The following is a 25,900-nucleotide window of genomic DNA, read 5'->3' as shown; positions in this document are numbered from 1 at the left end:
GGAGATTAGAGTCCTGGCCTTGATGAAATACCGCTGTCGCTTTGTCTGTCAGAGCCCAATAAAAGCTCCAATAAGTCTAGGTAGTGAAATTGTGCACTGCCACTTTGACCCATAAACCAAGAGTACCAATTGATATCCTTTTCAGTTTCACAGTATTGTGCAGCACTGCCATCTGTGGTTTTACATGTACAATTGTCATGTTTTGTAAGTGCCAACGTAGCTTCATCTTGGAATACAAATCCCGTCGACATAACTACAATCGCACTAAGAACAAGCATCCGTGTTTTAAGCTGACCCAGCATAGTGTTACTCCTCACCTAACGGTTATCATCAAATAATACACAACAATTGTTCACAAAACAAACGGAAATTTACGGTTGATAGGCGTCAGGTAGGTTGTTTTTTTGAATTGTTAAAGTTAGTGGGCGCTTAATGGTGTGTCGGGAATCTAAAATGCGGTAAAGTAGCATAGACAATACCGAGGAACAGAGGCTTTTATTGTGCAAAAACAATTAGACTATTTAATCGCACCGTCTATTTTATCGGCGGATTTAGCCCGTTTGGGTGAAGATGTAGATAAAGTACTTCACGCGGGCGCTGATGTGATCCATTTTGATGTGATGGACAACCATTATGTACCCAATCTCACGTTTGGTCCTATGGTGTGCAAAGCGCTGCGTGACTATGGCATTACAGCTCCCATTGATGTGCATTTGATGGTCAAACCTGTTGATTCGCTTATTCCTGATTTTGCTAAAGCGGGCGCTAACATCATTACTTTTCATCCTGAAGCGAGTGAGCACATTGATCGCACAATTAGCCTGATTAGAGATAATGGCTGTCAAGCTGGTTTGGTATTTAACCCAGCTACACCACTGCATTACTTGGACCATGTTATGGATAAGCTAGATGTTATTTTGCTAATGTCAGTTAATCCAGGCTTTGGAGGACAAAGTTTTATTCCTCATACGTTAGATAAACTACGTCAGGTAAGAACCTTAATCGATCAAAGCGGTTACAACATACGTCTAGAAGTTGATGGTGGTGTAAAGGTTGACAATATTGCACAAATTGCAGCAGCTGGTGCTGATATGTTCGTAGCCGGTTCGGCCATTTTTAATCAGCCAGACTATCAAGCCGTAATAACGCAAATGCGTGCAGAATTAGCAAAGGTAAAATAAGTAATGCGCTATAAAGGCATTTTATTTGATTTAGATGGCACGCTTGTTAACAGTGCACAAGATATGTACATAGCACTCAATTTGACGCTAACCGAAGTGGCATTTCCTATTGTAAGCTATGCGCAAGTTTGCACTTGGGTTGGAAACGGTATTGATATGCTGGTCAAACGCGGCTTAAGTGGTGATAGCGAAATAAACCCTGAGTTGCCCCAAACCTTAATTGACCTTGCCATAAAAAATTTTAAAGGTCACTATGAGCAGTTGGCGGGGCAATACGCAAACTTATATCCGAACGTGGAAACAGGTTTGGCGGCCTTAAGTGGTTTTTCAAAAGCGCTAATCACTAACAAAGATAGAGTGTTTACAGTGCCTCTTTTGCAACAACTACAGCTCAGCTCGCATTTTGATGTGCTTGTTTGTGGCGATGATGGGCAGAAGAAGCCAGCCGCGCAGCCATTACTTAAAGCGTGTGAGCGTATGGCATTGCAGCCATCAGAAGTGATTATGGTGGGGGATTCAAAGAGTGATATTTTAGCAGCTCACAACGCAAACATAGAGGTAATAGCCTTAACTTATGGCTATCATCAAGGAGTAAATTTGCAAGAATTTAATCCACAGTACCTCTGCGACAATTTCTTAGATATAATCCCTGTTTTAACTCAGCGATAATACAATATTTTAATAAAGGAACATCATGACTAAACCAGTAGTGTTAAGTGGCATTCAGCCAACCGGTGGTATGACGATAGGCAATTATGTAGGTGCCATAAACCAGTGGCTTAACTTACAAGAAGATCATGAAAGTTTCTTTATGTTGGTTGACTTGCATGCCATTACAGTACGACAAGACCCACAAGCATTACGAGATCGTGTCCTAGATGGAATTGCTTTGTACACAGCATGTGGTATCGACCCAGAAAAGTCTGCATTATTTGTTCAATCGCAAGTGCCAGAACATGCTCAATTAGCGTGGGTTCTCAATTGCTATGCGCAAATGGGTGAATTGAATCGCATGACGCAGTTTAAGGATAAGTCGTCTAAACATGCCAACAACGTGAATGTTGGCTTATTCGCCTATCCAGTATTACAAGCTGCTGATATTTTGTTGTATCAGGCTGATCAAGTACCGGTTGGAGAAGATCAAAAGCAACATCTAGAACTCACTAGAGATATCGCAACGCGTTTTAATAATTTATACGGTGATGTCTTCAAAATTCCTGAGCCCTATATTCCTGAGTTAGGTGCCCGTGTGATGAGTTTACAAGATCCGTTGAAAAAGATGTCTAAATCTGACGACAACCCAAATTCATTTATTATGTTGCTGGATGAGCCGAAAAAAATTGAGAAAAAGCTCAAAAAGGCGGTTACGGACTCAGATGAACAAGCGCGCATTTATTTTGATCGTAACGAGAAGCCTGGCGTGTCTAATTTGTTAACTTTGCTATCAGTTGCAACTAAGCGTTCTATCGAACAGCTGGTACCTGAATATGCAGATAAAATGTATGGGCATTTGAAAAAAGATACCGCAGAAGCTGTAGTTGCGATGATAGAACCAATTCAAGCGCGTTTTAAGGTGATCCGTGAAGATCAAACTTTACTGGATAACATCATGAAGCAGGGGGCTGAAAAGGCAAGCGCTAGAGCCGAGCAAACCTTAAAAGCGGTTTATGACGCGGTTGGTTTTATTCCTCGCCCGTAAATTTACATATTGCAGTTAGCCAGGCATGGGCCTGGCTTTTTTATGGAAATTTCTATGTTATTAATGATCGATAACTATGACTCATTTACTTATAACCTAGTGCAGTATTTCCAACGTTTGGATCAAGAAGTGCTGGTAAAGCGCAATGATGCGCTTAGTTTGGCCGATATAAAAGCGCTTAACCCAGAGCATATAGTGATATCTCCCGGACCTTGCTCTCCTAACGAAGCGGGAATTTCGTTATCAGTCATTGAGCAGTTTAAAGGTCAGATCCCCATACTTGGGATTTGCCTTGGACATCAAGCAATCGCACAGGCTCTAGGCGCAAACGTGGTGAGGGCACATACTGTAATGCATGGTAAAACATCGCAGATAACGCATACTGGCATCGGAGTTTTTAAGGGCTTACCGGATCCCTTAACGGTGTGTAGATACCATTCTCTTGTTGTTGATAAGCATACTTTACCAGAGTGTTTTGAAGTGACTGCATGGACACAAACAGCAACGCAACAAGTGGATGAGATTATGGGGATGTGCCATACTAATTTAGCGTTGGAGGGAGTGCAGTTTCACCCTGAAGCCATTTTAACGGAATATGGTTTGAACTTACTTGATAACTTTATTCGTCGCTTCTAACCTTTTTATAATACAAATTTTCTAGTTTAAAGTGAGCTTATGACTGAACAAGATACGCATTTAAGGATGGCACAAGCGCTTTGTGAACGTGCCCACGATTTGCTTATTAGTCATAGCTTTGCTCAACAACAGCTCGGTTATATTCATACCTTAGAGATGAATCTGGGTGAGAAAGTACCGCAACGTACCTTACTAGAAGTCGAAATTGCAGCCTCAGCTAAACGAAAAGAAAGCAGCACAAGTCACCATAAATACATTGCAAAAGCCAGCGAACATATTCATCAAGCGATAGAAGCCAGCATTACAAAAGAAGTGAATGATATCGACTGTTTGTACTACGAAGTGATGGGCATTGAAGATGGTGTGCCTGCTATATTCGATTTACTTGCAGTTAAATCGGCCTCTGTTGGTCGCCTTGAACCACTGGTTAATGACTTATCTTGGTTGGGGCGAGAGCTGGTATCTTTAGTTAACATGCCGCAGTACCGTAAAAAAAGTTCAATGGGAACCACGGTTAAAGTGGATACGCCCGCTTTGGCACTACGTTATTTGGGGCTGGAAAATTTGCAGTGGGTTATTCCCACTTATGCTATGCGTCATTGGTTACCTTATTCTACAGAGCCTTTCCAGTTAATGAAACGAAAGCTTAGAGAGTTGAGTATGGCGACTGCATTAGCCGCAAAAGCACTTGCTGAGCTAAATGGTGCAAAGGAGCAGCATGCTTACACGTTAGGTATGATGTTAGATATCGGTAAAGCGGCACTAACGCGACTATATTTAAGAAGTTATGAAACCACATGGCAGGACAGAGTGTTAAAAGCACGAAATAAAGGCCACAAAGACTTACATACCGCACTGCTCGAACTTAGTCCTGATCCACTTTTTTTGCGTAACTTATTACTGGAACACTCCGCAAAGGTTACTCAACAGCTGATAGAAAACATGGCGTTTCGATATTTGCCTTTTAACGCTGCGATGGAAGAGTTTGCGGTTACTTATTTACCAAATTCGCATAAAAAACTAAGTGACCCCCTGCCGTTAACAATAGTACTAAAAAAAGCCCATGGTTATGCGTTGTACTTATTACTAAAAGAGAACCATTTCATCGAAGACGACGAAACGCAATTATGGTTTTCTTACTTAGGGTTGAGCGATACAGAGCAAAAAATACTCTCAACATGCTCATTCCATGGTATGCAGTTGACTATTTCGTAATATTTATACAATTTTTTTTACGACTAACCATTCAACCGAGAAATTAAGCGGTAGGGCTATACACCTTACGCATCTTCCTTGTCCTTTCTTTCTATGCAAATAGTTATTCACGGGTCATGAAATATTATCTCAATCCCTTGAATATCAAGGCCTCTATGAAAGTTTTCTATGAGACTTTCAGCATTTTTTCTGAAATAATAAGTGAATGATATTTGCACCAAGTGATAATTTTTATTGCTCCTAATGTAATAATCAAAGGCTGAGTTATGCTTTTACCTCGGTGCCCTACTCAAACAAATGAGGAGTTAAAATGACTATTAATCGTGAATTGTTCGATCAAGTAATGGTGCCTAACTATGCACCTTCTGCTGTTATTCCAGTAAAGGGTGAAGGGTCACGTGTATGGGATCAAGAAGGCCGTGAATATGTTGATTTTGCTGGTGGTATCGCTGTTAACTGCTTAGGCCATTGTCATCCTGCATTAGTATCTGCGCTAAAAGAGCAGGGCGAAAAGCTTTGGCATTTATCAAACGTGATGACTAATGAGCCAGCACTTCGTTTAGCTAAGAAGTTGGTTGATGCTACATTTGCTGAGAAAGTTTACTTCGCCAACTCAGGTGCTGAAGCCAATGAGGCGGCATTAAAGCTAGCACGTCGTTTTGCACTGGATAACTTTGGTGAACAAAAATCACAGATTATTTCGTTTAATAAAGGCTTCCATGGACGTACTTTCTTTACCGTAACAGTGGGTGGTCAAGCTGCTTACTCTGATGGTTTTGGTCCTAAGCCTGGCGACATCGTACATTGTGATTATAACGACTTAGCAGCATTTGAGGCGTTAATATCTGACAGTACCTGTGCTGTAATGATGGAGCCATTGCAAGGTGAAGGCGGCATTATTTCTCCAGATGCTGACTTTGTAAACGGTGTTCGTGAACTTTGCACAAAGCACAATGCACTACTTATTTTCGATGAAGTACAAACTGGCGTCGGTCGCACAGGTGATTTGTATGCTTATCAAGGCTTAGGTGTAACACCTGATATCTTAACTACGGCTAAAGCGCTTGGTGGTGGTTTCCCTATTGGTGCAATGATCACCACAACAGAGATTGCTAAGCATTTAAAAGTGGGTACTCATGGCTCAACTTATGGTGGTAATCCTTTAGCATGTGCTGTTGCTGAAGCTGCATTTGATACTGTAAATACGGCTGAAGTTCTCGAAGGCGTAAAAAACAAAGAAGCGCTTTTCCGTGAGCTTCTCAGTGACATTAATGACAAGTACAAGGTATTTAGCGAAGTCCGTGGTAAAGGCCTATTATTAGGTGGCGTTGTAGCTGAACAATACAAAGGCCGCGCTAAAGAGTTCTTAGTTGCGGGCATAAAAGAAGGCGTAATGTCATTGGTCGCTGGCGCTGACGTAGTGCGTTTTACACCATCTCTCGTTATTCCTGAAGCTGATATTCGTGAAGGCATGGCTCGTTTTGAAAAAGCGGTTGCTAGTGTTGTAGCTAATAACGCTTAATCTTGGCAAGGCCTACTTAGGTAGGCCTTAGTTTACCGTCTAGGTTTATAATTGAGGAGTAAGCGGGCTCATGATGATCCTTCGCCCAATCCAAAAAAGCGACTATCCAGCGCTTTTAAATATTGCTCATGAATCAGGTCATGGCTTTACGTCACTGCCTGTGAATGAAGAGTTGTTACAAAACAAAATAGCTCGTTCAGAGACTTCGTTCTTAAAAGAGACTGATATTCCTTTTGATGAGGGGTATCTGTTTGTGCTTGAGGACAGCGACACTGGTGAAGTTGTTGGCACGAGCGCCATAGAGGCCGCTGTTGGCTTAGATGATGCTTTTTATCATTATCATCTTAGCAAGGTGATCCATTCTTCACGCACCTTAGATGTGTATAAAGCTGTCGATATTTTAACGCTATGTAATGACTACACCGGTGCTACAGAGCTGTGTACACTGTTTTTAAAAGATGGTTATCGCAAAGGCCTCAACGGAAAATTGCTCTCTAAGTCACGGTTTATGTTCATTAAGCAACATCAGCATAGGTTTGCTGATACAGTGATTGCAGAGATGCGCGGTGTCTCTGATGAAAATGGCAAAAGCCCATTTTGGCAATGGCTGGAAGAGCACTTCTTCTCAATGGACTTTCCAACGGCGGATTATTTGACTGGAATCGGTCAAAAAGTTTTTATTGCTGAGTTGATGCCTAAATATCCGATTTACGTGAACTTGCTAAGTAAAGATGCACAAGCTGTGATTGGTCAAGTACATAACAACACGAGGCCTGCAATACAGCTCCTGAAAAGTGAAGGTTTTACCTTTAATGGTTATGTCGACATTTTTGATGCAGGACCGACAGTGGAAGCTAAAGTAGATAATATTCGTACAGTTCGCTCAGTGCAAAACAAGCAAGTGTGCATTGGTAAACCACAGAGCGGTTCCCCTGTGATGGTAGCAAATGGTAAACTTGCAGATTATCGGGCAACAGTAGCCGAACTTCAAGTTGATCCAGCGAGTGATGAAATCGTTATCTCGGCTGAATTAGCAAATGCATTGAACATTGTTAGTGGTGACTCAGTTAGCATCGCAACACTTTAATTTGTAGGTATTAATTATGACAACACATCCTGCTCAACTGATAAATGGTGAATGGGCTGCAGGTCTTGGCAGCGAGTTTAAATCAGTAAACCCAGCAAATAATGAGGTGATCTGGCGTGCAAATTCTGCCACTGCAGAGCAAGTTGACGCTGCAGTTAAATCGGCAAGAAATGCTTTTTATACGTGGAGCGACTTAGATTTCTCAGCACGCTTGGAAATAGTTAAACGTTTTGCAGATGTATTAAAAGAAAACGCTGAAGAGCTAGCAATTGCAATCGCTAAAGAAACAGGTAAACCGCTTTGGGAAACTCGTACTGAAGCGGGAGCAATGGTTGGCAAAATTGCGATTTCTGAAAAAGCGTATCATGAAAGAACGGGGACTGTTGAAAACCCTATGCCGGTGGGACGTGCGGTTATTCGTCACAAAGCACATGGGGTAGTTGCTGTATTTGGCCCTTATAACTTCCCAGGCCACTTGCCTAATGGTCATATTGTTCCTGCGCTACTTGCCGGTAATACGGTTATTTTCAAGCCATCAGAATTGACTCCATATGTTGCTGAGCTAACTTTAAAGCTTTGGCAACAAGCGGGTCTGCCTGCGGGCGTAATAAACCTAGTTCAAGGTGAAGTGGAAACAGGTAAAGCACTGGCATCTCACAAGGGTATTGATGGCTTGTTCTTTACAGGGTCTTCTCGTACAGGCCATTTATTGCATGAGCAGTATGCAGGTCAACCAGGTAAAATCCTTGCATTAGAAATGGGGGGGAATAACCCTCTAATTGTTAAAGATGCATCAGATACTAAAGCTGTAGTTCATGACATCATTCAATCGGCATTTATTTCAAGTGGCCAACGCTGTACTTGTGCTCGTAAGTTGTTTTTACCGGCTGACGCACAAGGTGATGCAATCTTAGAACACCTTATCCGTGCGACGAAGGCTATCAAAGTGGGTAACTTTGATGATGCAGACCAGCCATTTATGGGGTCAATGATCTCTGAAGCAGCTGCAAAGGGTATGGTTGCAGCGCAAACTCAATTGCAGTCGTTAGGTGGAGAATCTCTTGTTGAGTTAACACACAAAGCTGACAGTGGCTTTGTTACTCCAGGCATCATTGAGTGTACCAATATCACTGATTTTCCAGATGAAGAACATTTCGGACCGCTATTAAAAGTATTCCGCTACACAGATTTTGATGCAGCAATCGAAAAGGCCAATGACACCAGTTTTGGATTGTCTGCAGGTCTACTTGGTGATAACGAAGCCGACTACGACCACTTCTTACGTCGTATTCGTGCTGGTATTGTTAACTGGAACCGTCCAATTACAGGTGCATCAAGTGCTGCGCCATTTGGTGGTATTGGCGCATCAGGTAATCACAGAGCGAGTGCTTACTATGCAGCAGATTACTGCGCATACCCAGTGGCATCAGTAGAACTTGAAAAAGTGACCCTACCGGGCACATTGAGCCCAGGTCTTAATATCGACTAAGGCTTAGTATACAAAGAGTTAGCTTTATTTTGTGATGAAATTATAAGCTAGCACTTTGTTCTGATAAAAAGCAGCTTAGGCTGCTTTTTTTGTATTCAGCTAAACGACAATAGTAGCATTAGCAGTCAGTTTCTGCTTAAATCAATAACAGGTAAGTTCAAAGTCGTAGGTGAATTAAAGATGGTTTTAGATAAACAAGGTTATGACGAGTTAGTCATGTATCTTACACAAAACTTAGCCTTGTTTGAAAAACCCGGCGAGATTAAGCCTGGTGCCCCTAAAGTAATGGAACTGATCGAAGACGTAATTGCAGAGAATGTAATACGTATTTGTGAGCAACATAGTGAGTTGACCACAGAGCAACGAAGCTTGATTGTGCGTGAAGTTGATGGCATCGTTTATGACTTACAAGAAGTGCTTTCAAGTGTAACTGAGCAGCGTGTTACGGTAGAGCAACGTGAGTTTATTGAAGAATTTGCCGGTTTAGTTAAAAATATGTTTGACTCGGCTGTATGACTATAAAAATTTAATAATAACGATTATTCACAATAGCACCGCCGACTGGCGGTGTTATTGTTTTTTATGAGGTAACTATGCAAGCAAGTGTAAAGTGGGTAGAGGGAGATACGTTTTTAGGCCGCTCTGAATCAGGGCATAACGTGGTCTTTGACGCCGGCTCTGAGAGTGCAGCACCCAGTCCAATGGAAATGGTATTAATGTCGGCCGGATGCTGCTCTTCAGTGGATGTGGTAAGTATCTTGAAAAAAGCAAAGCAAGATTTTGATAACGTTGAAGTGAAATTGACTGGAGTGCGTGCAGAAACTGCGCCTAGAGTCTTTACCAAAATGAATCTACACTTTGTGGTTACGGGCCGTAATGTGTCTGAAAAGCACCTAGCTCGCGCTGTTCAGTTGTCTGCGGAAAAGTATTGTTCAGTAGCATTAATGCTTGATAAATCAGTAGAAATTACTCATAGCCACGAGGTTGTTGAAAGTGAGGGAAAATAACCCTTTTTCATAGCGCGATTTTCGTATAAAATCCGCAAACTTTTGGTTCTGCGCTTCGCAGATTTATAGTTTGAAGGTTGGTCTATCGTGAACAAGCCCTTTGATAAAATTAAACTCCATGGCTTTAACAACTTAACGAAGAGTTTAAGCTTTAGCATTTACGATATCTGTTACGCCAAAACAGAACAACAACGTAAAGAATATTTAGAATATATCGATGAGCAATATAGTGCTGATCGTTTGACTGATATTTTGAAAGACGTTGTCGATATTATTGGCGCTAACGTATTGAATATTGCGCGTCAAGATTACGAGCCGCAAGGGGCAAGTGTAACTATTTTGGTATCTGAAGAGCCTGTTGAACAGCAGACTTTTGATAGCAATGAAACCCCAGGGCCACTACCTGAATCTGTGGTTGCGCACCTAGATAAGAGCCACATTTGTGTGCACACCTATCCAGAAGCCCACCCAAATGACGGCATTTGTACTTTCCGTGCGGATATTGAAGTATCTACCTGTGGTATTATCTCACCACTTAAGGCGCTTAACTTCTTAATCCATTCTTTGGAATCAGATGTGGTAACTATTGATTACCGTGTGCGAGGCTTTACTCGTGACGTAACTGGTGTGAAACATTACATCGATCATGCAATTCACTCAATACAGAATTACATGACAGAAGATACGAAAGAAGCTTATCAGATGCTAGATGTGAATGTTTATCAAGAAAACTTGTTCCACACTAAAATGATGCTTAAAGAAACAGATTTGAACACTTATTTGTTTGGCATCACCACTGCAGATTTGAGTGAAGATGAAGAAACAGAGATCCGAGCTCGCCTAAATCGTGAAATCCAAGAAGTATTCTATGGACGTAACCTACCTGAAGTTGATTAACTTCTAGTACGATGCGATAAAAAAAAGCGCTCAATGAGCGCTTTTTTTATCTACTGTTATTTTATATCTCGTACTTAAATGTAAGTCCAACCAGACGCGGTTCAGCGTATTGAACGTAGGTTTCTGTCAAATAGCCATTTAATGGGTTATTTGGGAATCTGAAACCTCGGGCTGCTACGTCTTTATTTGCTAAGTTTCTACCCCATGCAGTGAGTGACCATTGCGGTGCATAATAGCTTAAACTCGCATTGATTAAGTTACTGCTGTTAGCTTTAGCGTCATGGCTGATTGAATGGAAGTAGTCATCTTTACCATCCAACGATAGCGCAGCAACTAATTGTTCAGTGATAAAATAATTAGCGGCTAAAGAGTATTGATATTTTGGTGCTTGAGCTTGCTCTCGACCATCTAGATTGATGTTGATAAATTCGCCTTCGACTTTGGTGTCAAGGTAGCCAACACTATAAGATAAACTCAAACGATCGGTATACTGAAATTGCCCTTCAACCTCTATTCCGTAATTTCGTCCTTTAGAGGCATTATCAATAAACTCTAAAAACTTTCGATCGACTTCCAAAGAGCGTTTTACTTGCATATCTTCTCTGTGCATGTAAAAAGCGCTGACTCTAACTATGTGACGTTTGTCTTCTGAGCTGCCTTTTACGCCAAACTCTGCGTTCCACAGATATTCAGGAGCAAAGTTATGTTGGTCTGACTGAACATTTAGTTGTTCGTCTTTCGCTCTGGCAAGCGCTTCGCCATTAATACCACCAATTTTGTATCCGCGAGAAAGGCTGGTGTATATCATTGTTCTGGGCACTACATAGTGTTCTAAGGCAAGCTTGGTTCCCCACATCCAATCATCGGTACTACCGACAATGGCATTGTTATCAAAGTAGTCTGTGTTGTATCGCTCAGCTCGTAGACCAGTAATGAGTTCAGTTTTGTCAGATAAATGTGTGACCTTCTGACCGAACAATGCCAGATGGCTGACATCATAATGAGAGTTAAACTCTTGGCTTTGCCAAGTGTATGCACGTGTAAGCGCTACTTGCTTACGTTTAGCTGAAACACCAGCAACCCAGCTTTGTTGTTTATCTGAGAGCGTTAGTTCGAATGTGCCTCTGTCATGTTTGCGCTGATAGCTATCTGTTGAGCTGTAACCGTCTGGATGCAGTCCCGCGGCACATACGTCAGGGCGAGAGACATCATTGCAAGTCCAATCTTCGTCATAGCTGTATAGAGTGTCACCGCTCAATCGACTAACAAGTACCGACATATCAAATAGTTTAGCGCCGGTATAATGCGTTTTAAGTGCAAAGGCATTGCTTTGTTGATTATCCTGTCCCGGCTCATCGGCACTGCTTTGACGATTGTTATATAGCGTAAAGGCATCATAGCCATTATCAATATTAATGTGGTGCGCAACAAATTCAGAGCTTAGCGAGCTACTCCATTGAGTATGTAATTTAACTCTACCAACCTGCTCATCTAATTTTTGCGTGGCTTTATTTAAGTAAATATTGTCGGTGTAGCCATCAGATTGCTGCAAATAATAACTACCTCGAAAAGCCGTACTTTCAGTAACTGCACCACCCATAGCAATACCAGCTTCTTTACTTTGGTAGTTACCAATGCCCAGTTTAACATTTAGGGCTGGTTCTGATGTCGCAGCTTGAGTATGCACGTCTACCATACCTGCCATAGCATCGGCTCCAAAACGTGTGCCTTGTGGTCCTCGGTAAATAGTCACATGGTCAGTATCAAAAAGTAACGCACTGCCCCCTAGGCCTGAATAGTCAATATTGTCTACTAACATGCCTACACTTGGGTGAATTGGGTCTACGAACTGAGAGCGAAGTCCAATACCACGGATCTGTACAAAGCGCCCTCGTGATGCTCCAGCAGTAAAGTTTGTGTTGGCTGCGCTATTTAGCATTTGTTCTAGATGTGAAGCGCCTCTGGCTGTGATGGCATCATCTCCCATTATTATGGCACTTGCGCTTAAGGTTTGAACGCTTTCCCTTTTAAAGTCGCCTGTTACCTCAATGGTTTCAATTGATGCTTCGTTAGCGAAAGAATGATAAGAAAGCAGCGATATTATTGTTGCGCTTAGCAAAGAGTATTTTGAATTCATAGTTCGGCTGTTATCGTTTGAGTTGCGCACATTTTAGCAAATGACCGCTAGGTTAAAACCAAAATAGCGTTTAAATGTGTTATAACTTTGCCAATTATTAATAGCTTACTTTTATTTTGCGGGGCTCAAGTGATATTTAGCGTAGATTTCAAAGTACGTGATTACGAATGTGATTTACAAGGAATTGTGAACAATGGGGTATATTTTAATTATTTAGAGCATGCAAGACATGAATTTTTACTTTCGAAAGGCGTTGATTTTGCCGCGTTAGCTCGAGATAAAGTTAATCTAGTAGTGATCCGTTCGGAAATGAACTTTAAAGATTCACTCAAACCAGGAGATGAATTTTATGTACAAGTTGAGATGCAGCAGCAAAGCAAATTAAAGTTCATTTTTATACAAAAAGTCATTCGTAAGTCTGATGACAAACTCATGTTAGATGCCATTGTGACAGGTACTTCTGTGAATGAGAGGGGTCGTCCGTTCCTATGTGAGGAAATTCAAAGTTTGTTTTCAGGAAATTAGCGCTAAAAATGCGCTTTTTCGATTCTAAATAGCTATTTATTGCCGCTAAATCCCGTTAAATGTGTATAATTATACGAGTTTAGTGAGTAGTAGTGTGACATGAAATCCTTCATTTTATATAGCGTGATTGGCGCGTTTTTAGTTGGCTGTATATCAACGACACAAGTGGGTGATACACAGCTAAAGCATACCAAATGGCAGCTGAGCCATATTAATGGAAAATTAGTTGCTAATAGTGTCATTTCTATTGAGTTTATAGAAGCTATGCAAGTTGCCGGCAACGGAGGTTGTAATCGATTCTTTGGTGAAGGAATAGTGCGCGACAGCTCGCTTAAAGTATCGCATATTGGGATGACGCGTAAACTATGTGATAAACAGACTAATCAGCAAGAACAAATGCTGTTGAAAATGCTTCAAAGTGGTGTGCCTGTGCTTATGATAGAAAATGCACTGATTTTCAAAGGCCAACCAGAACTACGTTTTCGAGTTGCAGGCTAAGTCCTTCTCCAGTACACTCATTGTCAATTCGTTACTTGTCGGAGTGCCCTTTGGGCTGAGATCGCATTGTGCGGGATCCGTGAACCTGATCAGGTTAAAACCTGCGTAGGGAACAAGCTGCCTATTACAAACAGATGTTTGTAGGCTGCCAAAGTTTTATGATGTCATAAAACTCGATCATCTGAGGTTAACCCCTCATCTCGCTCCTTTTGGAGATCTGACAAGACCCCTTAAATAACAATGAGGCAAGTCATGTCAAACAATAGTAGCAAACCATCTCGCCGCGAAACTCGTGCCGCGGCATCTGAATTTATTTATAATCTTACAGGGCAACCTTTTCCTAGTTCTCACAAAGTGTATGTGGAAGGTGAATATCTAGGTGTACGTGTTGGTATGCGTGAGATTACCTTATCAGATAGTTTTGTTGGTGGCACTGAAGATAATCCTGTCTACGAGCAAAACGACCCCGTTCGTGTATACGACACCTCAGGTCCATACACAGATCCAGATTTTAAATTAGATGTACGTAAAGGCTTACCTAAATTGCGTAAAGAGTGGATTGATGCGCGCGGTGATACCGAGTGGCTCGATTCGGTCACCTCTAAGTTTTCACAACAGCGCATGGCAGATGAAGGGCTAGACCACATTCGCTTTGAGCACTTACCAAAAATCCGTCGTGCAAAAGCAGGTAAAAATGTGACTCAGATGCATTATGCTCGCCAAGGAATAGTGACGCCTGAAATGGAGTATGTGGCTATTCGTGAAAATATGGGGCGTGCCAAGATCAGAGAAGAGATCCTTGCCCAGCAGCACAAAGGCCAGTCTTTTGGCGCATCTATTCCAGAGTTTATTACTCCAGAGTTTGTGCGTGATGAAATAGCCCGTGGCCGCGCTATTTTACCTAACAATATCAATCACCCAGAATCGGAGCCAATGATCGTTGGGCGTAACTTCTTAGTGAAAGTAAATGCCAACATCGGTAACTCTTCTGTAACGTCTTCTATTGAAGAGGAAGTTGAAAAATTGGTTTGGTCTACTCGCTGGGGCGCAGATACAGTTATGGACTTATCGACGGGGAGATACATTCATGAAACCCGCGAATGGGTCGTGCGAAACTCTCCTGTGCCAATTGGTACAGTGCCAATCTATCAAGCGCTTGAAAAAGTTAATGGGGTCGCTGAGGATCTTACATGGGAGATTTTCCGAGATACACTGATTGAGCAGGCAGAACAGGGGGTTGATTACTTTACAATTCATGCCGGTGTACTGCTACGTTATGTGCCAATGACGGCAAAACGTGTCACAGGTATTGTGTCACGTGGAGGTTCAATTATGGCGAAGTGGTGTTTGGCGCATCATAAAGAGAACTTCCTGTATACCCATTTCGAAGATATCTGCGAAATCATGAAGCAATATGATGTCTGTTTCTCACTTGGAGATGGTTTGCGTCCCGGATCAATTGCAGATGCCAACGATGAAGCGCAGTTCTCTGAATTACGCACATTGGGCGAGCTGACGAAGATTGCTTGGCAGCATGATGTGCAAGTATTCATCGAAGGACCAGGTCACGTGCCAATGCACATGATTGAACAAAACATGAAAGAACAGTTAGAGCACTGTCATGAAGCGCCATTTTATACGCTTGGTCCGCTTACAACCGATATTGCACCGGGTTACGATCACTTCACATCGGGCATTGGCGCTGCGCAAATAGCTTGGTATGGCTGCGCCATGCTATGTTACGTGACGCCAAAAGAGCATTTAGGCTTGCCTAACAAAGAAGATGTAAAAGAAGGGTTGATCACCTACAAAATAGCAGCACATGCGGCTGACTTAGCGAAAGGTCATCCCGGTGCACAAGTACGTGATAACGCTTTATCAAAGGCACGTTTTGAATTTCGTTGGCATGATCAATTTAATTTAGGGTTAGACCCAGATCGTGCCCGTGAATACCACGATGAAACATTACCGCAAGAATCAGGTAAAGTAGCGCATTTTTGCTCTATGTGTGGTCCTAAATTCTGTTCGATGAAGATCACTCAAGAAGTGCGTGACTATGCCAAAGATCTTGAAGCTAAAGGGATAGATCCAAATAATGTTGGCGATGCAATTGAGATCAAAATGGTGGACGTTGAAGCTGAAATGAAAGCCAAGTCTGAAGAGTTTAAGCAATCTGGCTCTGAAATTTATCACAAGGCAATTTAGAGTTGTGTCTGTTTGGCGCACGCCAAACAGTATTGGGTGATGCTGTTTCTATGCAGCGTCACTTCTTAACTAACCATTGCATACGGTAGATGTTTAGCATGAAAAAACCTAAGGTTGCGATATTAGGATTCGGTCTTGTAGGCCGAATTGCGGCGTTAATGCTGCATGAGCGATATCAACTGCACATCTTTGAGGCGGCACCTAATGCCAATGACAACGGTGCAGGAGCACTTGCAGCAGCGATGCTCGCGCCTATGGCTGAGTCAGTGATTTGTGACACTGATATTGCTGAGCTTGGTGTAGAAGCGATGGCACTATGGCCGAAGCTCCTTGCGGCGTTGCCGTCTTCTGTTATGTATCAACAATCAGGCACGTTGATTGTTGCGCATCCGCAAGATATGGGGGATTTACGTAGTTTTGAGCAGCGCCTGAAGCCTATGGCAGGACATTACGCGCAGCAGGCATCGAGTCAAGATATTGCAAGACTTGAACCTGAACTTGCCGGGCGTTTTCATCAAGGTATTTATTTGCCAAGTGAAGGGCAGTTAGATAATCAAGCCTTTTACAAAGCAAGCTTTGAGCTGCTTCAAACAACGGATAGTCAGTTTTACTTTGGTCAGTCTGTTGAGTTACATCAAGAGGCTCAGGGCAGGATAAAAGTAAACGATGCAGAGTTTGATTGGGTCGTTGATTGTCGAGGTATTGGTGCTAAACAACAGCTACATGGTCTGCGAGGTGTACGCGGTGAAGTAGCACGCATTTACGCACCGGAAGTGTCGTTGCATAGGCCTGTGAGATTAATGCACCCTCGTTACCCAATCTACATTGCACCTAAACCCAATAATGAATTCGTGATTGGAGCCACTGAAATTGAATCACAAGACAGTGGGTCGATAACGGTACGTTCAACCCTAGAGCTGCTTTCTGCGGCTTATACTGTACATAGTGGTTTTGCCGAAGGTCGAGTAATGGCACTTAATGCGGGGCTTAGACCTGCTTTTAGTGATAATCGTCCGAAAACGTCAGTGCATGGCAATGTGATCAGTATTAACGGCTTATACCGTCACGGTTATCTGCTTGCCCCTGCTGTAGTTAAGCAAGCGCTTAGTAAGGAGTTATTGTGAAAATAACATTTAATGGTCAGGCAATAGAATCAACAGAGCATACTCTTCAAGCATTTATTGATTCAATGGGAGCGAAAGAACCCTATGCAGTGGCTTTGAATGGCCAATTTGTGCCACGCAGCCAGTGTCAATCAACGCATTTAGCGCAAGGTGACAGCATTGAGTTGCTTTCGCCGATTCAAGGTGGGTAGGTCATGCGAGACGATAAACCACTTACCATATATGGGCAAAAGTTTGAGAGCCGTCTATTGATTGGCTCTGCTTTGTATCCTTCTCCACACATAATGCAAGAGGCGATTAGTGCATCACAGTCGCAAATTGTTACTGTATCACTGCGCCGCCAAAACTCGGTGTCAGCAGGAGATGATTTTTGGCAATTGATAAAAGACACAGGACTAAAAGTGCTTCCTAATACAGCTGGGTGCCATAGCGTGAAAGAAGCGGTGACATTGGCACACATGTGTAGAGAAGTTTTTGCGACCGACTGGATAAAGCTAGAGCTGATAGGTGATGAATATAATTTGCAACCAGATCCTGTGGCATTGTTAGAAGCGACTCAGATATTGCTATCTGAGGGCTTTAAGGTGCTACCGTACTGCACTGATGATTTAGTACTATGTCAGCGTTTAGCAGCATTGGGTTGTGACGTATTAATGCCGTGGGGGGCACCAATTGGTACCGGCAAAGGGTTGTTGAACCCATATAACTTATCAATGATACGCCAGCGTTTGCCAGACATAACACTCATTGTTGATGCGGGTTTAGGCTTACCATCACATGCCTGCCAAGCGCTGGAAATGGGCTATGATGCGGTATTACTAAACTCGGCAATCGCTGGTGCAGGTTGTCCTGTTACAATGGCCCGCGCATTTAACTATGCGGTGCAAGCGGGGCGTGCGGCATACGTTGCACAAGCAATGCCTGAAAAAGACGTTGCGGCACCTTCAACGCCCACAATGGGTATGCCATTTTGGCATCAAAGCAACTAACAATAAAATGAGGAGTCTGAAATGGCACAGGTAGTTTGGAGTATTGCAGGATCAGACTCTGGTGGTGGTGCAGGTATTCAAGCGGACATTAAAGCGATGCAGAGCTTTGGTGTGCATGCTTGCACAGCGATTACGGCATTAACAGCCCAAAATAGCCTAGGCGTAGAGGCGATTAATTCGGTAGCAACGGATGTGATTGAATCACAGCTTCAAGCTTTGGCAACTGACATGCCTGCAAAAGTGATTAAAATAGGTATGTTAGCAAATGTGCAGCAAATTCAATTAATCGCTGAGCACATTAGTCATTACAAGCAAAAGTGGTCACAACCCCCGATTATTGTGTATGACCCTGTCGCGATTGCAACCAGTGGTGATAGGTTAACTGAAGAAGACACCATTGATGCTTTAAAAACTCACTTGCTGCCACTGGTTGATGTGATAACACCGAATACACAAGAAATTCAGCTGTTAACCGGGGTGTATTTAATTGGCCCCGATGCGGTGCGTGAAGCTGCAAGTAAGTTAGTCGAAATGGGCGTTAAATCCGTCGTAGTCAAAGGTGGGCACTGGGATTATCCGAAAGGATACTGTGTTGATTTTTGCCTCTGGCAAGGGCAAGAATACTGGCTGGGCAATGAAACGATTAGTACACCACACACCCATGGTACCGGGTGTAGTTTATCTTCAGCGATAGCTGCTTGTTTAGCAAAAGGCTACCCACTAAAAGATGCTTTTATATTGGCTAAAGCCTACATAAATCAAGGGCTGTATGCAGCAACACGCTATGGTGAGGGAATCGGCCCCGTTGCACAGACAGGTTTTCCTACCAACTTAACCTATTATCCACAAGTGATTGAAGCGGGCAGCTGGCTTGCAGACGAATTGGATTTTGCACAGCCTAACCCATTTAATTTTGCAGCAGGCTTTGCTGACACTAATGGTGAACTTGGGCTTTATGCCGTTGTTGATAGTGTTGATTGGGTCGAGAAGTGTTTGTCGGCAGGTGTGCCAACCGTGCAGTTGAGAATTAAAAATGCAAACGTAGAAACACTTGAAGCCGATATTCAAACAGCCATTACCTTAGGAAAAAAATACCAATCTCGGGTGTTTATTAATGACCATTGGCAATTGGCAATTAAACACGGTGCTTATGGTGTTCACTTAGGACAAGAAGATCTCTGTGAAGCCAATCTTAAGGCTATTCAAGAAGCGGGGCTCAGACTAGGTGTGTCTACGCACGGTTTTTACGAAATGCTTAGAGCGCATAACTACAGGCCGAGTTACCTAGCGTTTGGGGCCATCTACCCAACCACAACCAAAGATATGACAGGGCAAATTCAAGGTTTGGAGAAGCTTTCTCACTTTGTGCCTTTGATGGCTGAGTACTATCCAACGGTAGCGATTGGTGGAATTGATCTGTCGGTGGCACCTGACGTGGCCAAAACGGGCGTGGGTAGCATTGCGGTAGTGAGGGCCATCACTGAGTCAGAAGATCATCGCGTGGCGATTGAGCAACTTAAGGCGTGTTTGGAGTAGTATTAAGCCATGACGTTAGACGATAAAGAACGGCTGCGGTACAGCCGCCACTTGCTGCTAAAAGAGGTTGGGGAACACGGCCAGCTTGCACTGAAAAAAGCCCATGTTGCGGTGGTTGGGTGTGGCGGCCTAGGCAGTCCGGCGCTGTTCTATTTGGCGGCAAGTGGTGTCGGTACACTCACCTTTATAGACGACGATGAAGTGGAACTGTCTAATTTACAGCGCCAGATCTTGTATAAAGTGAGCCATCTAGGACAGTCTAAAAGCCAAGCGGCTAGTAAAGTGTTAGCGAGTTTAAACAACTGTATTACTCTCAATCCTAACCGTGCAAAAGTAACGAACGAGAATATTCATGCACTGCTAGCACAAGCAGATGTAGTACTCGATTGCAGCGACAATTTCGAAACACGCTATTTGCTTAATAATTACTGTTTGAAAAGCCAAAAAGTGTTGATCTCAGGCGCAGCGATTGCCACATCAGGACAAGTCATGTGCTTTGATTTTCGACAAAGCGGTCCATGCTATGCCTGCGTGTTTCCTAAAAGTGATAAGGTAGACAATACCAACTGTGACAATTTTGGGGTGTTAAGTCCATTGTTAGGTGTGATCGGGGCTCAGCAGGCACTGCTTGCGGTGAATACTATTTTAGGTCATCACAGTGGTAGTTTCTTTGCCAGTGTTGATGGCTTAACGCTGCATCAGAGTGTGTGGAATATTGCCAAAGATAGTAAATGTAGGTTTTGCACAGCATGAGGTAAGGACAAAAAAATTAAAAGGCCAATGGGTTACATTAGCCTTTTAATATAAGCAGTTCTTACTGATTGATGGTGGCAAACGGTGTGCCCATTCGAGTGACTGTTTCAGGTTGTTCATTATCTAGGAAGTCAGCTTGGTTAGCGCCCCAGGCTAAGATAACTGTAGAACCGAGTTTAAAACGACCCATTTCCTCACCCTTTTTCAAGGTGATGGCATTGTTTCCCTCACTAGGGTAATCCCAGCTAAATATATCTTTGCCAGCTGGTGGGGTGATTGTGCCCGCCCAAACCGTTTCGATGCTTGCTACGATAGTTGCACCAACTAATACCATAGCAAGAGGACCTATTTCGGTGTCAAAAATTGCCACTACACGCTCGTTACGTGCAAACAAGTTTGGCACATTCTGCGCGGTAAGTGGATTAACTGAAAACAAATCTCCAGGCACGTAGATCATGCGCTTTAATGTGCCATCAATCGGCATATGGATACGATGATAATCTTTTGGTGCAAGGTAAATGGTTGCGAACTTGCCACCGCTAAAAGGTAAAAAGTCTTCTTCTTTACCCCCTAATAGTGTTTGCAAACTATAGTCATGCCCTTTTGCTTGGATAATCTGTCCATCAACGACATCTCCCAATTGACTAATAGCTCCATCTACTGGATGAGCAATAATATTTTTATCATCAGCAAGAGGGCGTATGCCTGGCTTTAAAGGACGAGTAAAGAATTCATTAAACGTTTTGTAATGTGCCGGGTCTTCGTGAAGCGCTTCGCTCATGTCTATTTTATATTGCTTGATAAATAATTTAATCAATTGCGTTGTAAGTGCACCAGCTTCGGCAGCGGCAAGCTTTCCGACAAGGCGCGAAAGTCCATGCTTAGGCAGTGCATACTGCATGGCAATTTTAAATTTATCCAAGTTCACGTTGTTATTTTCCTAAAAAATTTTGCTGATATTAGCACAGAATTAAACACGAGGTGCGCGAGCGCCTGCTCGACCATCAGCCATGGACTCAAGTATGCGATGGTAGCTGTCAAAGCGCAATTCACTGATTTTACCTTCGCTTACAGCTTCGACTAACAGACAGCCAGGATCATTGAGGTGCTTACAGTCTCTAAAACGGCAACCGCCAATAAACTCTCTAAATTCTTTAAAGCACCAGGTCACGCGTTCCACCTCTAAATGCCACAATCCAAATTCGCGGATCCCTGGTGAGTCAATCAAGTTACCGCCACTAGGCAGATGGTGCAAACGAGAAACAGTTGTAGTATGTTGCCCCAAACCACTATTCTCAGACACTTCTTGCGTTAATATTTCTGCATTAGGAAGTACGGTATTGACTAAAGTTGATTTTCCAACGCCTGATTGGCCAACAAAAATATTATTTTTACCCGCCAGTGTTTGTTTCAGAACCTCAATGCCTTCGCCTGTTTTATTACTCACAAATAGCACTTGATAGCCTAAATCCCGATAAATATCTAACACTTCATCGATGTACTGACGGCTTTCATCATCAAGCAAATCTACTTTATTGAGAACTAGAATGGGCTCAATCCCCATGTCCTCACAGGCCACCAGATAGCGATCAATTATATGAGGTGTAAACTCTGGTAGGACTGCCGAGACCATTAAAATTTGATCAATATTGGCTGCAACAACTTTAACGCCATCATAAAAGTCGGGGCGAGTGAGCTGAGAGCGACGCTCTTCAGTGGTTTCTATGACTCCAGCCAAATCACCATCGCTAACTTTGGCGCGGCGAAAATAGACTTCGTCACCACATACCAAGCTTTTTATGGTGCGCCGAATATTACAGCGCAGCACGTCACCTTGTGTGGTTTCAATGTCTGCGTGTTGACCAAAACGGCTGATCACTACGGCAGGTTCTATAGGCCCAAGGTTATCATTCTGCCAAGTGCTCTGTGGTTGGTTTGCCTCTTGCTGCTTAGCTTTGTGCAAGCGCTTTTGGTGGTTGGCACTGATCCGTCTGGATTGGCCTTTACTTAATTTTGTCTTTTTTGCCATGTTACTTTGATCTACCGCCCAAAAATAGGATAATTTGTTTAAATTAGCCTATTCCTGTACTGTTTGTTTTGTGAGCTGCATGTAATTGGTCTATAACTCAATTAAATGCCCCGCTTTTTAAAAAAAAGCTTTAGGTCAACTGGTGAAGCTAATATGATATATCTAATTGCATTGGATCTAAAGGAAAGTACCGCTAAGGTAGTCTATGTCGTTTAATGAATCTAACTTAATCTGGCTTGACCTCGAAATGACGGGGTTAGAACCAAAGACAGATAAAATCCTCGAAATCGCCACAGTGATAACTGACTGTGACTTGAATATATTAGCCGAAGGTCCTGTTATCGCTATCCATCAAAGTGATGAACTGCTAGATAATATGGATGAATGGTGTACGAATCAACATGGTCGTTCAGGCCTAACTGCACGTTGTAAAGCAAGCAAATTTACAGAGGAAGACGCGGTTAAACAAACATTGGACTTTCTAAAAGGCTGGTTACCTCCAGCAAAGTCGCCCATGTGTGGAAACTCTATTGGCCAAGATCGCCGTTTTTTAAACAAATATATGCCTGAGCTCGAAGCATATTTCCATTATCGCAATTTAGATGTTAGTACGGTCAAAGAATTGGCCCGTCGATGGAAACCTGAATTGTTAGATGAAGTGAAAAAGAAAAGTTCACATTTAGCTTTAGACGATATTAAAGATTCCATCATGGAGTTAAAAATCTACCGAGAAAAGTTTTTCAATATTTAAAAAAATACTTGCAAAGCATTTTTTATGTTGTAGAATCCTGCCCCGCTTAAGACGAGAAGCCTTGCGGGGTTTTTAGTATCAAAAGCTAAGAAAGAATTATGCGGCACTAGCTCAGCTGGTAGAGCGCGACCTTGCCAAGGTCGAGGTCACGAGTTCGAACCTCGTGTGCCGCTCCAATCTTTCAAAATCATGCGGAATTTAGCTCAGCCGCTAAAACGTTAGATGTAACCTTAGGTTGCACGCAACGGAAAATGAGGGCTAATCTGGAATGCGGCACTAGCTCAGCTGGTAGAGCGCGACCTTGCCAAGGTCGAGGTCACGAGTTCGAACCTCGTGTGCCGCTCCAATCTTCCAGAATCACAAAGTGGCTACTTAGCTCAGCCGCTAAAACGTTAGGAGTGACCTTTAAGTTGCGTATAACGGAAAATAAGAGCTAATTTGGAATGCGGCACTAGCTCAGCTGGTAGAGCGCGACCTTGCCAAGGTCGAGGTCACGAGTTCGAACCTCGTGTGCCGCTCCAATCTCCCTTTAAAATTTCTTTTTTATCAATTCCTTTGTAAATTTCTTCGATACATATCAAATTTTAATTGCTTAATAATCCAACTCTACGTAAAATACGCGCTCTTTCGGCTATCACATTTAGTTCCTTGCCTTCACCCGACTGGCCGAAACGGGAAAAGGCTATATTAACCGTAAGGAATATCCATGCGTCATTACGAAATCGTATTCATGGTTCACCCAGATCAAAGTGAGCAAGTACCTGGTATGATCGAGCGTTATACTGGTTCTATCACTGAAGCTGGCGGTACTATCCACCGTTTAGAAGACTGGGGTCGTCGTCAATTGGCATACCCAATCGAAAAGCTTCATAAAGCACACTATGTTCTTATGAACGTTGAAGCACCAACTGAAGTAATCAACGAGCTTGAAACTTCTTTCCGCTACAACGATGCAGTACTACGTAACTTAGTTATGCGTACTAAAACTGCTGTAACTGAAGCATCTCCTCTTGTAAGAGAAGAGAAAAGAGAAGCAGCTACTGCTTAATCGTTATTGACTCTGGACATTGAGGGTTTGCGGTGCAACAACAGGCTGACCTGTATACAAATCAATATGTGCTTTCGGGCGTGATTTGTAAAACACCCAAATTTAATCAAAGCCCAGCGGGTATACCACATTGTATTTTTGTGCTTGAGCATAAATCAATACAAGTCGAAGCTGACCTTAACCGTAATAGTTATGTTCGACTTCAAGTGGTCGCCAGTGGGCAACAGTTCCAGTCTCAAACACAGCATTTATACGTTGGGCAAGCAGTACAAGTTCGAGGTTTTTTAAATCGTCACGAAAACCGAAATGGTTTGAGTCAACTCGTACTACATGCACAACATATTGAAAGAATTAATTGAGGAAATTACTCATGGCACGTTATTTCAGACGTCGTAAGTTCTGCCGTTTTAAAGCGGAAGGCGTACAACAAATCGATTACAAAGATCTAGCTACTCTTAGAAACTATGTAACAGAAAGTGGCAAAATCGTACCTAGCCGTATCACAGGTACTAGCGCTAAATACCAGCGCCAGCTAGCAACTGCTATCAAGCGTGCTCGCTACTTAGCCCTTCTTCCATACACTGACTTACACAAGTAAGCAGCTGATTAACAGTTTTTAAAAGGTGTAGAGACATGCAAGTTATTCTACTAGACAAGATCGCTAACCTAGGTAGCCTAGGTGACCAGGTTGCAGTTAAATCTGGCTTCGCACGTAACTTCTTATTCCCTAAAGGCAAAGCAGTTCCTGCGACTAAAGCAAACATCGAAACTTTCGAAGCACGTCGTGCTGATTTAGAAGCGAAAATCGCTGAAGAATTAGCTGCTGCACAAGCACGCGCTGAGAAACTTGAAGCATTAGCAGAAGTTACATTAGTTTCTAAAGCTGGTGATGAAGGTAAGCTATTCGGTTCTATCGGTACTCGTGACATCGCTGACGCTATCTCAGCTGTTGGTGTTGAAGTTGCTAAGTCAGAAGTTCGTCTACCTCTAGGTACTATCCGTGAGACTGGTGAATTTGACGTATCAATCGCAGTACACACAGACGTAACAGCTACTATTAAAGTAATCGTTATTGCTGAAGCTTAATTTTTTGTGGATTAAGCGAAACCGTGCACATCATGTGCGCGGTTTTTTATTTTTAAGAACTGGTAAACAGCACCCCTTACATATCAAGTATTAATCCTGCTAAAGCACTCTTTTTATACCTTACCAAGTCCGTACTAGCTTATACCGTATTTTAGATAGAAAAGAGTTATTTCGAAGAGCATACTTTCATATCTTTGGATAAATTGGCGATAAGGTTAGTGATAGTTGATTTTAATTTAACCAGTTATATCGTCGTCTATCCTATAAAAGCAGTAAAAATAGAGTGTTTAGATTGAAAAGTAGGCGAACGATCTGTTTTTATCACTTTTCGTAAAAAAACACTTGATCAAAAAAAGGATCGCCCTATAATGCGACCCCACTGACACGGAGCGCTACGCTGAATAAGCAAAGCAACAACGAGTCAGCGTCGAGTAAAACTTAAATTTAAAACTTCTTAAAATTAAGTGTTGACAAAAAAATGGGAAT

At 42.6% G+C, this 25,900-nt stretch carries 28 protein-coding genes, 3 tRNA genes and 1 riboswitch; of the genes, 27 read left to right on the top strand and 4 right to left on the bottom strand.

From position 1 onward, the window contains the following. Nucleotides 1-5 precede the first annotated feature (5 nt). Nucleotides 6-302 (bottom strand): hypothetical protein, encoded by a 297-nt coding sequence (locus HG263_RS11000; protein ID WP_171626136.1) that lies wholly within the window; start codon nucleotides 300-302, stop codon nucleotides 6-8. Nucleotides 303-500: 198 nt separating this feature from the next. On the opposite strand from HG263_RS11000, the gene rpe reads away from it, so the two are divergent. From rpe to speD, 11 genes are all read left to right on the top strand, one after another. Next, nucleotides 501-1,181, top strand: coding sequence for a ribulose-phosphate 3-epimerase (rpe, locus tag HG263_RS10995; RefSeq protein WP_171626135.1), 681 nt, complete (start codon nucleotides 501-503; stop codon nucleotides 1,179-1,181). 3 nt (nucleotides 1,182-1,184) lie between these two features. Continuing rightward, nucleotides 1,185-1,850 carry an HAD family hydrolase gene (locus HG263_RS10990; RefSeq protein WP_171626134.1) on the top strand — a complete coding sequence of 222 codons (666 nt, stop codon included), beginning with the start codon at nucleotides 1,185-1,187 and terminating at the stop codon, nucleotides 1,848-1,850. Between the two features lie 25 nt (nucleotides 1,851-1,875). After that, nucleotides 1,876-2,880, top strand: coding sequence for a tryptophan--tRNA ligase (gene trpS / locus HG263_RS10985; RefSeq protein ID WP_171626133.1), 1,005 nt, complete (start codon nucleotides 1,876-1,878; stop codon nucleotides 2,878-2,880). 54 nt (nucleotides 2,881-2,934) lie between these two features. Next, nucleotides 2,935-3,516 (top strand): anthranilate synthase component II, encoded by a 582-nt coding sequence (locus HG263_RS10980; protein ID WP_171626132.1) that lies wholly within the window; start codon nucleotides 2,935-2,937, stop codon nucleotides 3,514-3,516. Nucleotides 3,517-3,555: 39 nt separating this feature from the next. Beyond that, entirely contained in the window at nucleotides 3,556-4,731 is a 1,176-nt protein-coding gene (locus HG263_RS10975; protein WP_171626131.1) for an HDOD domain-containing protein, read from the top strand. 310 nt (nucleotides 4,732-5,041) lie between these two features. After that, nucleotides 5,042-6,253 carry an aspartate aminotransferase family protein gene (locus HG263_RS10970; RefSeq protein ID WP_171626130.1) on the top strand — a complete coding sequence of 404 codons (1,212 nt, stop codon included), beginning with the start codon at nucleotides 5,042-5,044 and terminating at the stop codon, nucleotides 6,251-6,253. Between the two features lie 70 nt (nucleotides 6,254-6,323). Beyond that, nucleotides 6,324-7,340 (top strand): arginine N-succinyltransferase, encoded by a 1,017-nt coding sequence (gene astA / locus HG263_RS10965; protein WP_171626129.1) that lies wholly within the window; start codon nucleotides 6,324-6,326, stop codon nucleotides 7,338-7,340. A gap of 16 nt (nucleotides 7,341-7,356) precedes the next feature. After that, the gene (gene astD / locus HG263_RS10960; protein ID WP_171626128.1) at nucleotides 7,357-8,829 is read left to right on the top strand and encodes a succinylglutamate-semialdehyde dehydrogenase; all 1,473 of its coding nucleotides are present in this window, start codon (nucleotides 7,357-7,359) and stop codon (nucleotides 8,827-8,829) included. Between the two features lie 180 nt (nucleotides 8,830-9,009). Further along, the gene (locus HG263_RS10955; RefSeq protein WP_105166728.1) at nucleotides 9,010-9,345 is read left to right on the top strand and encodes a DUF3802 family protein; all 336 of its coding nucleotides are present in this window, start codon (nucleotides 9,010-9,012) and stop codon (nucleotides 9,343-9,345) included. Between the two features lie 77 nt (nucleotides 9,346-9,422). Next, nucleotides 9,423-9,836, top strand: coding sequence for an OsmC family protein (locus HG263_RS10950; protein WP_171626127.1), 414 nt, complete (start codon nucleotides 9,423-9,425; stop codon nucleotides 9,834-9,836). A gap of 87 nt (nucleotides 9,837-9,923) precedes the next feature. After that, the gene (gene speD / locus HG263_RS10945) at nucleotides 9,924-10,733 is read left to right on the top strand and encodes an adenosylmethionine decarboxylase (protein ID WP_171626126.1); all 810 of its coding nucleotides are present in this window, start codon (nucleotides 9,924-9,926) and stop codon (nucleotides 10,731-10,733) included. A gap of 61 nt (nucleotides 10,734-10,794) precedes the next feature. On the opposite strand, the gene HG263_RS10940 is transcribed toward speD, so the two are convergent. Next, nucleotides 10,795-12,870, bottom strand: coding sequence for a TonB-dependent receptor (locus tag HG263_RS10940; protein ID WP_171626125.1), 2,076 nt, complete (start codon nucleotides 12,868-12,870; stop codon nucleotides 10,795-10,797). Between the two features lie 129 nt (nucleotides 12,871-12,999). On the opposite strand from HG263_RS10940, the gene HG263_RS10935 reads away from it, so the two are divergent. From HG263_RS10935 to HG263_RS10900, 8 genes are all read left to right on the top strand, one after another. Further along, on the top strand, nucleotides 13,000-13,395 hold the full coding sequence (locus HG263_RS10935) for a thioesterase family protein (RefSeq protein WP_171626124.1): 396 nt from the start codon (nucleotides 13,000-13,002) through the stop codon (nucleotides 13,393-13,395). 99 nt (nucleotides 13,396-13,494) lie between these two features. Next, nucleotides 13,495-13,893, top strand: a complete 399-nt coding sequence (locus HG263_RS10930) for an META domain-containing protein (RefSeq protein ID WP_171626123.1) — start codon at nucleotides 13,495-13,497, stop codon at nucleotides 13,891-13,893. Nucleotides 13,894-13,922: 29 nt separating this feature from the next. Beyond that, a riboswitch (TPP riboswitch) is annotated at nucleotides 13,923-14,022 on the top strand. 123 nt (nucleotides 14,023-14,145) lie between these two features. Then, a complete protein-coding gene (gene thiC / locus HG263_RS10925; RefSeq protein WP_216628423.1) occupies nucleotides 14,146-16,098 on the top strand; it encodes a phosphomethylpyrimidine synthase ThiC in 1,953 nt (650 codons plus the stop codon). Nucleotides 16,099-16,196: 98 nt separating this feature from the next. Continuing rightward, nucleotides 16,197-17,222: an FAD-dependent oxidoreductase gene (locus tag HG263_RS10920; protein WP_171626122.1), complete on the top strand. Its 1,026-nt coding sequence runs from the start codon at nucleotides 16,197-16,199 to the stop codon at nucleotides 17,220-17,222. Then, on the top strand, nucleotides 17,219-17,413 hold the full coding sequence (gene thiS / locus HG263_RS10915; protein ID WP_171626121.1) for a sulfur carrier protein ThiS: 195 nt from the start codon (nucleotides 17,219-17,221) through the stop codon (nucleotides 17,411-17,413). The genes HG263_RS10920 and thiS overlap by 4 nt, the downstream gene beginning before the upstream one ends. A gap of 3 nt (nucleotides 17,414-17,416) precedes the next feature. After that, entirely contained in the window at nucleotides 17,417-18,211 is a 795-nt protein-coding gene (locus HG263_RS10910) for a thiazole synthase (protein WP_171626120.1), read from the top strand. A 21-nt stretch (nucleotides 18,212-18,232) separates the two neighbouring features. Then, nucleotides 18,233-19,747: a thiamine phosphate synthase gene (thiE, locus tag HG263_RS10905; RefSeq protein WP_171626119.1), complete on the top strand. Its 1,515-nt coding sequence runs from the start codon at nucleotides 18,233-18,235 to the stop codon at nucleotides 19,745-19,747. A 9-nt stretch (nucleotides 19,748-19,756) separates the two neighbouring features. Next, nucleotides 19,757-20,500: a HesA/MoeB/ThiF family protein gene (locus HG263_RS10900; protein WP_171626118.1), complete on the top strand. Its 744-nt coding sequence runs from the start codon at nucleotides 19,757-19,759 to the stop codon at nucleotides 20,498-20,500. Between the two features lie 61 nt (nucleotides 20,501-20,561). Here the strand turns inward: HG263_RS10900 and asd are convergent, their stop codons facing one another. Both asd and rsgA read right to left on the bottom strand, forming a co-directional pair. Beyond that, the gene (gene asd, locus HG263_RS10895) at nucleotides 20,562-21,428 is read right to left on the bottom strand and encodes an archaetidylserine decarboxylase (RefSeq protein ID WP_171626117.1); all 867 of its coding nucleotides are present in this window, start codon (nucleotides 21,426-21,428) and stop codon (nucleotides 20,562-20,564) included. A 42-nt stretch (nucleotides 21,429-21,470) separates the two neighbouring features. Continuing rightward, a complete protein-coding gene (rsgA, locus tag HG263_RS10890; RefSeq protein WP_171626116.1) occupies nucleotides 21,471-22,529 on the bottom strand; it encodes a small ribosomal subunit biogenesis GTPase RsgA in 1,059 nt (352 codons plus the stop codon). A 205-nt stretch (nucleotides 22,530-22,734) separates the two neighbouring features. On the opposite strand from rsgA, the gene orn reads away from it, so the two are divergent. The 8 genes from orn (at nucleotide 22,735) to rplI (ending at nucleotide 25,414) form a co-directional block, all read left to right on the top strand. Next, nucleotides 22,735-23,280 (top strand): oligoribonuclease, encoded by a 546-nt coding sequence (orn, locus tag HG263_RS10885; protein ID WP_171626115.1) that lies wholly within the window; start codon nucleotides 22,735-22,737, stop codon nucleotides 23,278-23,280. Between the two features lie 100 nt (nucleotides 23,281-23,380). Continuing rightward, nucleotides 23,381-23,456 (top strand) — tRNA-Gly (locus tag HG263_RS10880). Between the two features lie 94 nt (nucleotides 23,457-23,550). Beyond that, a tRNA-Gly gene (locus tag HG263_RS10875) sits at nucleotides 23,551-23,626 on the top strand. Between the two features lie 99 nt (nucleotides 23,627-23,725). Then, nucleotides 23,726-23,801, top strand: a tRNA-Gly gene (locus HG263_RS10870). 185 nt (nucleotides 23,802-23,986) lie between these two features. Then, entirely contained in the window at nucleotides 23,987-24,328 is a 342-nt protein-coding gene (rpsF, locus tag HG263_RS10865; RefSeq protein ID WP_070991141.1) for a 30S ribosomal protein S6, read from the top strand. Between the two features lie 32 nt (nucleotides 24,329-24,360). Then, on the top strand, nucleotides 24,361-24,687 hold the full coding sequence (gene priB / locus HG263_RS10860; RefSeq protein ID WP_171626114.1) for a primosomal replication protein N: 327 nt from the start codon (nucleotides 24,361-24,363) through the stop codon (nucleotides 24,685-24,687). An 11-nt stretch (nucleotides 24,688-24,698) separates the two neighbouring features. Continuing rightward, nucleotides 24,699-24,926, top strand: coding sequence for a 30S ribosomal protein S18 (gene rpsR, locus HG263_RS10855; RefSeq protein WP_002962753.1), 228 nt, complete (start codon nucleotides 24,699-24,701; stop codon nucleotides 24,924-24,926). A 35-nt stretch (nucleotides 24,927-24,961) separates the two neighbouring features. Next, a complete protein-coding gene (rplI, locus tag HG263_RS10850; RefSeq protein ID WP_171626113.1) occupies nucleotides 24,962-25,414 on the top strand; it encodes a 50S ribosomal protein L9 in 453 nt (150 codons plus the stop codon). Nucleotides 25,415-25,900 lie beyond the last annotated feature (486 nt).

It is taken from the genome of Pseudoalteromonas caenipelagi (assembly GCF_013140855.1).
In the GTDB taxonomy this organism is placed as follows: domain Bacteria; phylum Pseudomonadota; class Gammaproteobacteria; order Enterobacterales; family Alteromonadaceae; genus Pseudoalteromonas; species Pseudoalteromonas caenipelagi.
This window is presented reverse-complemented; position numbering and strand designations above follow the sequence as displayed.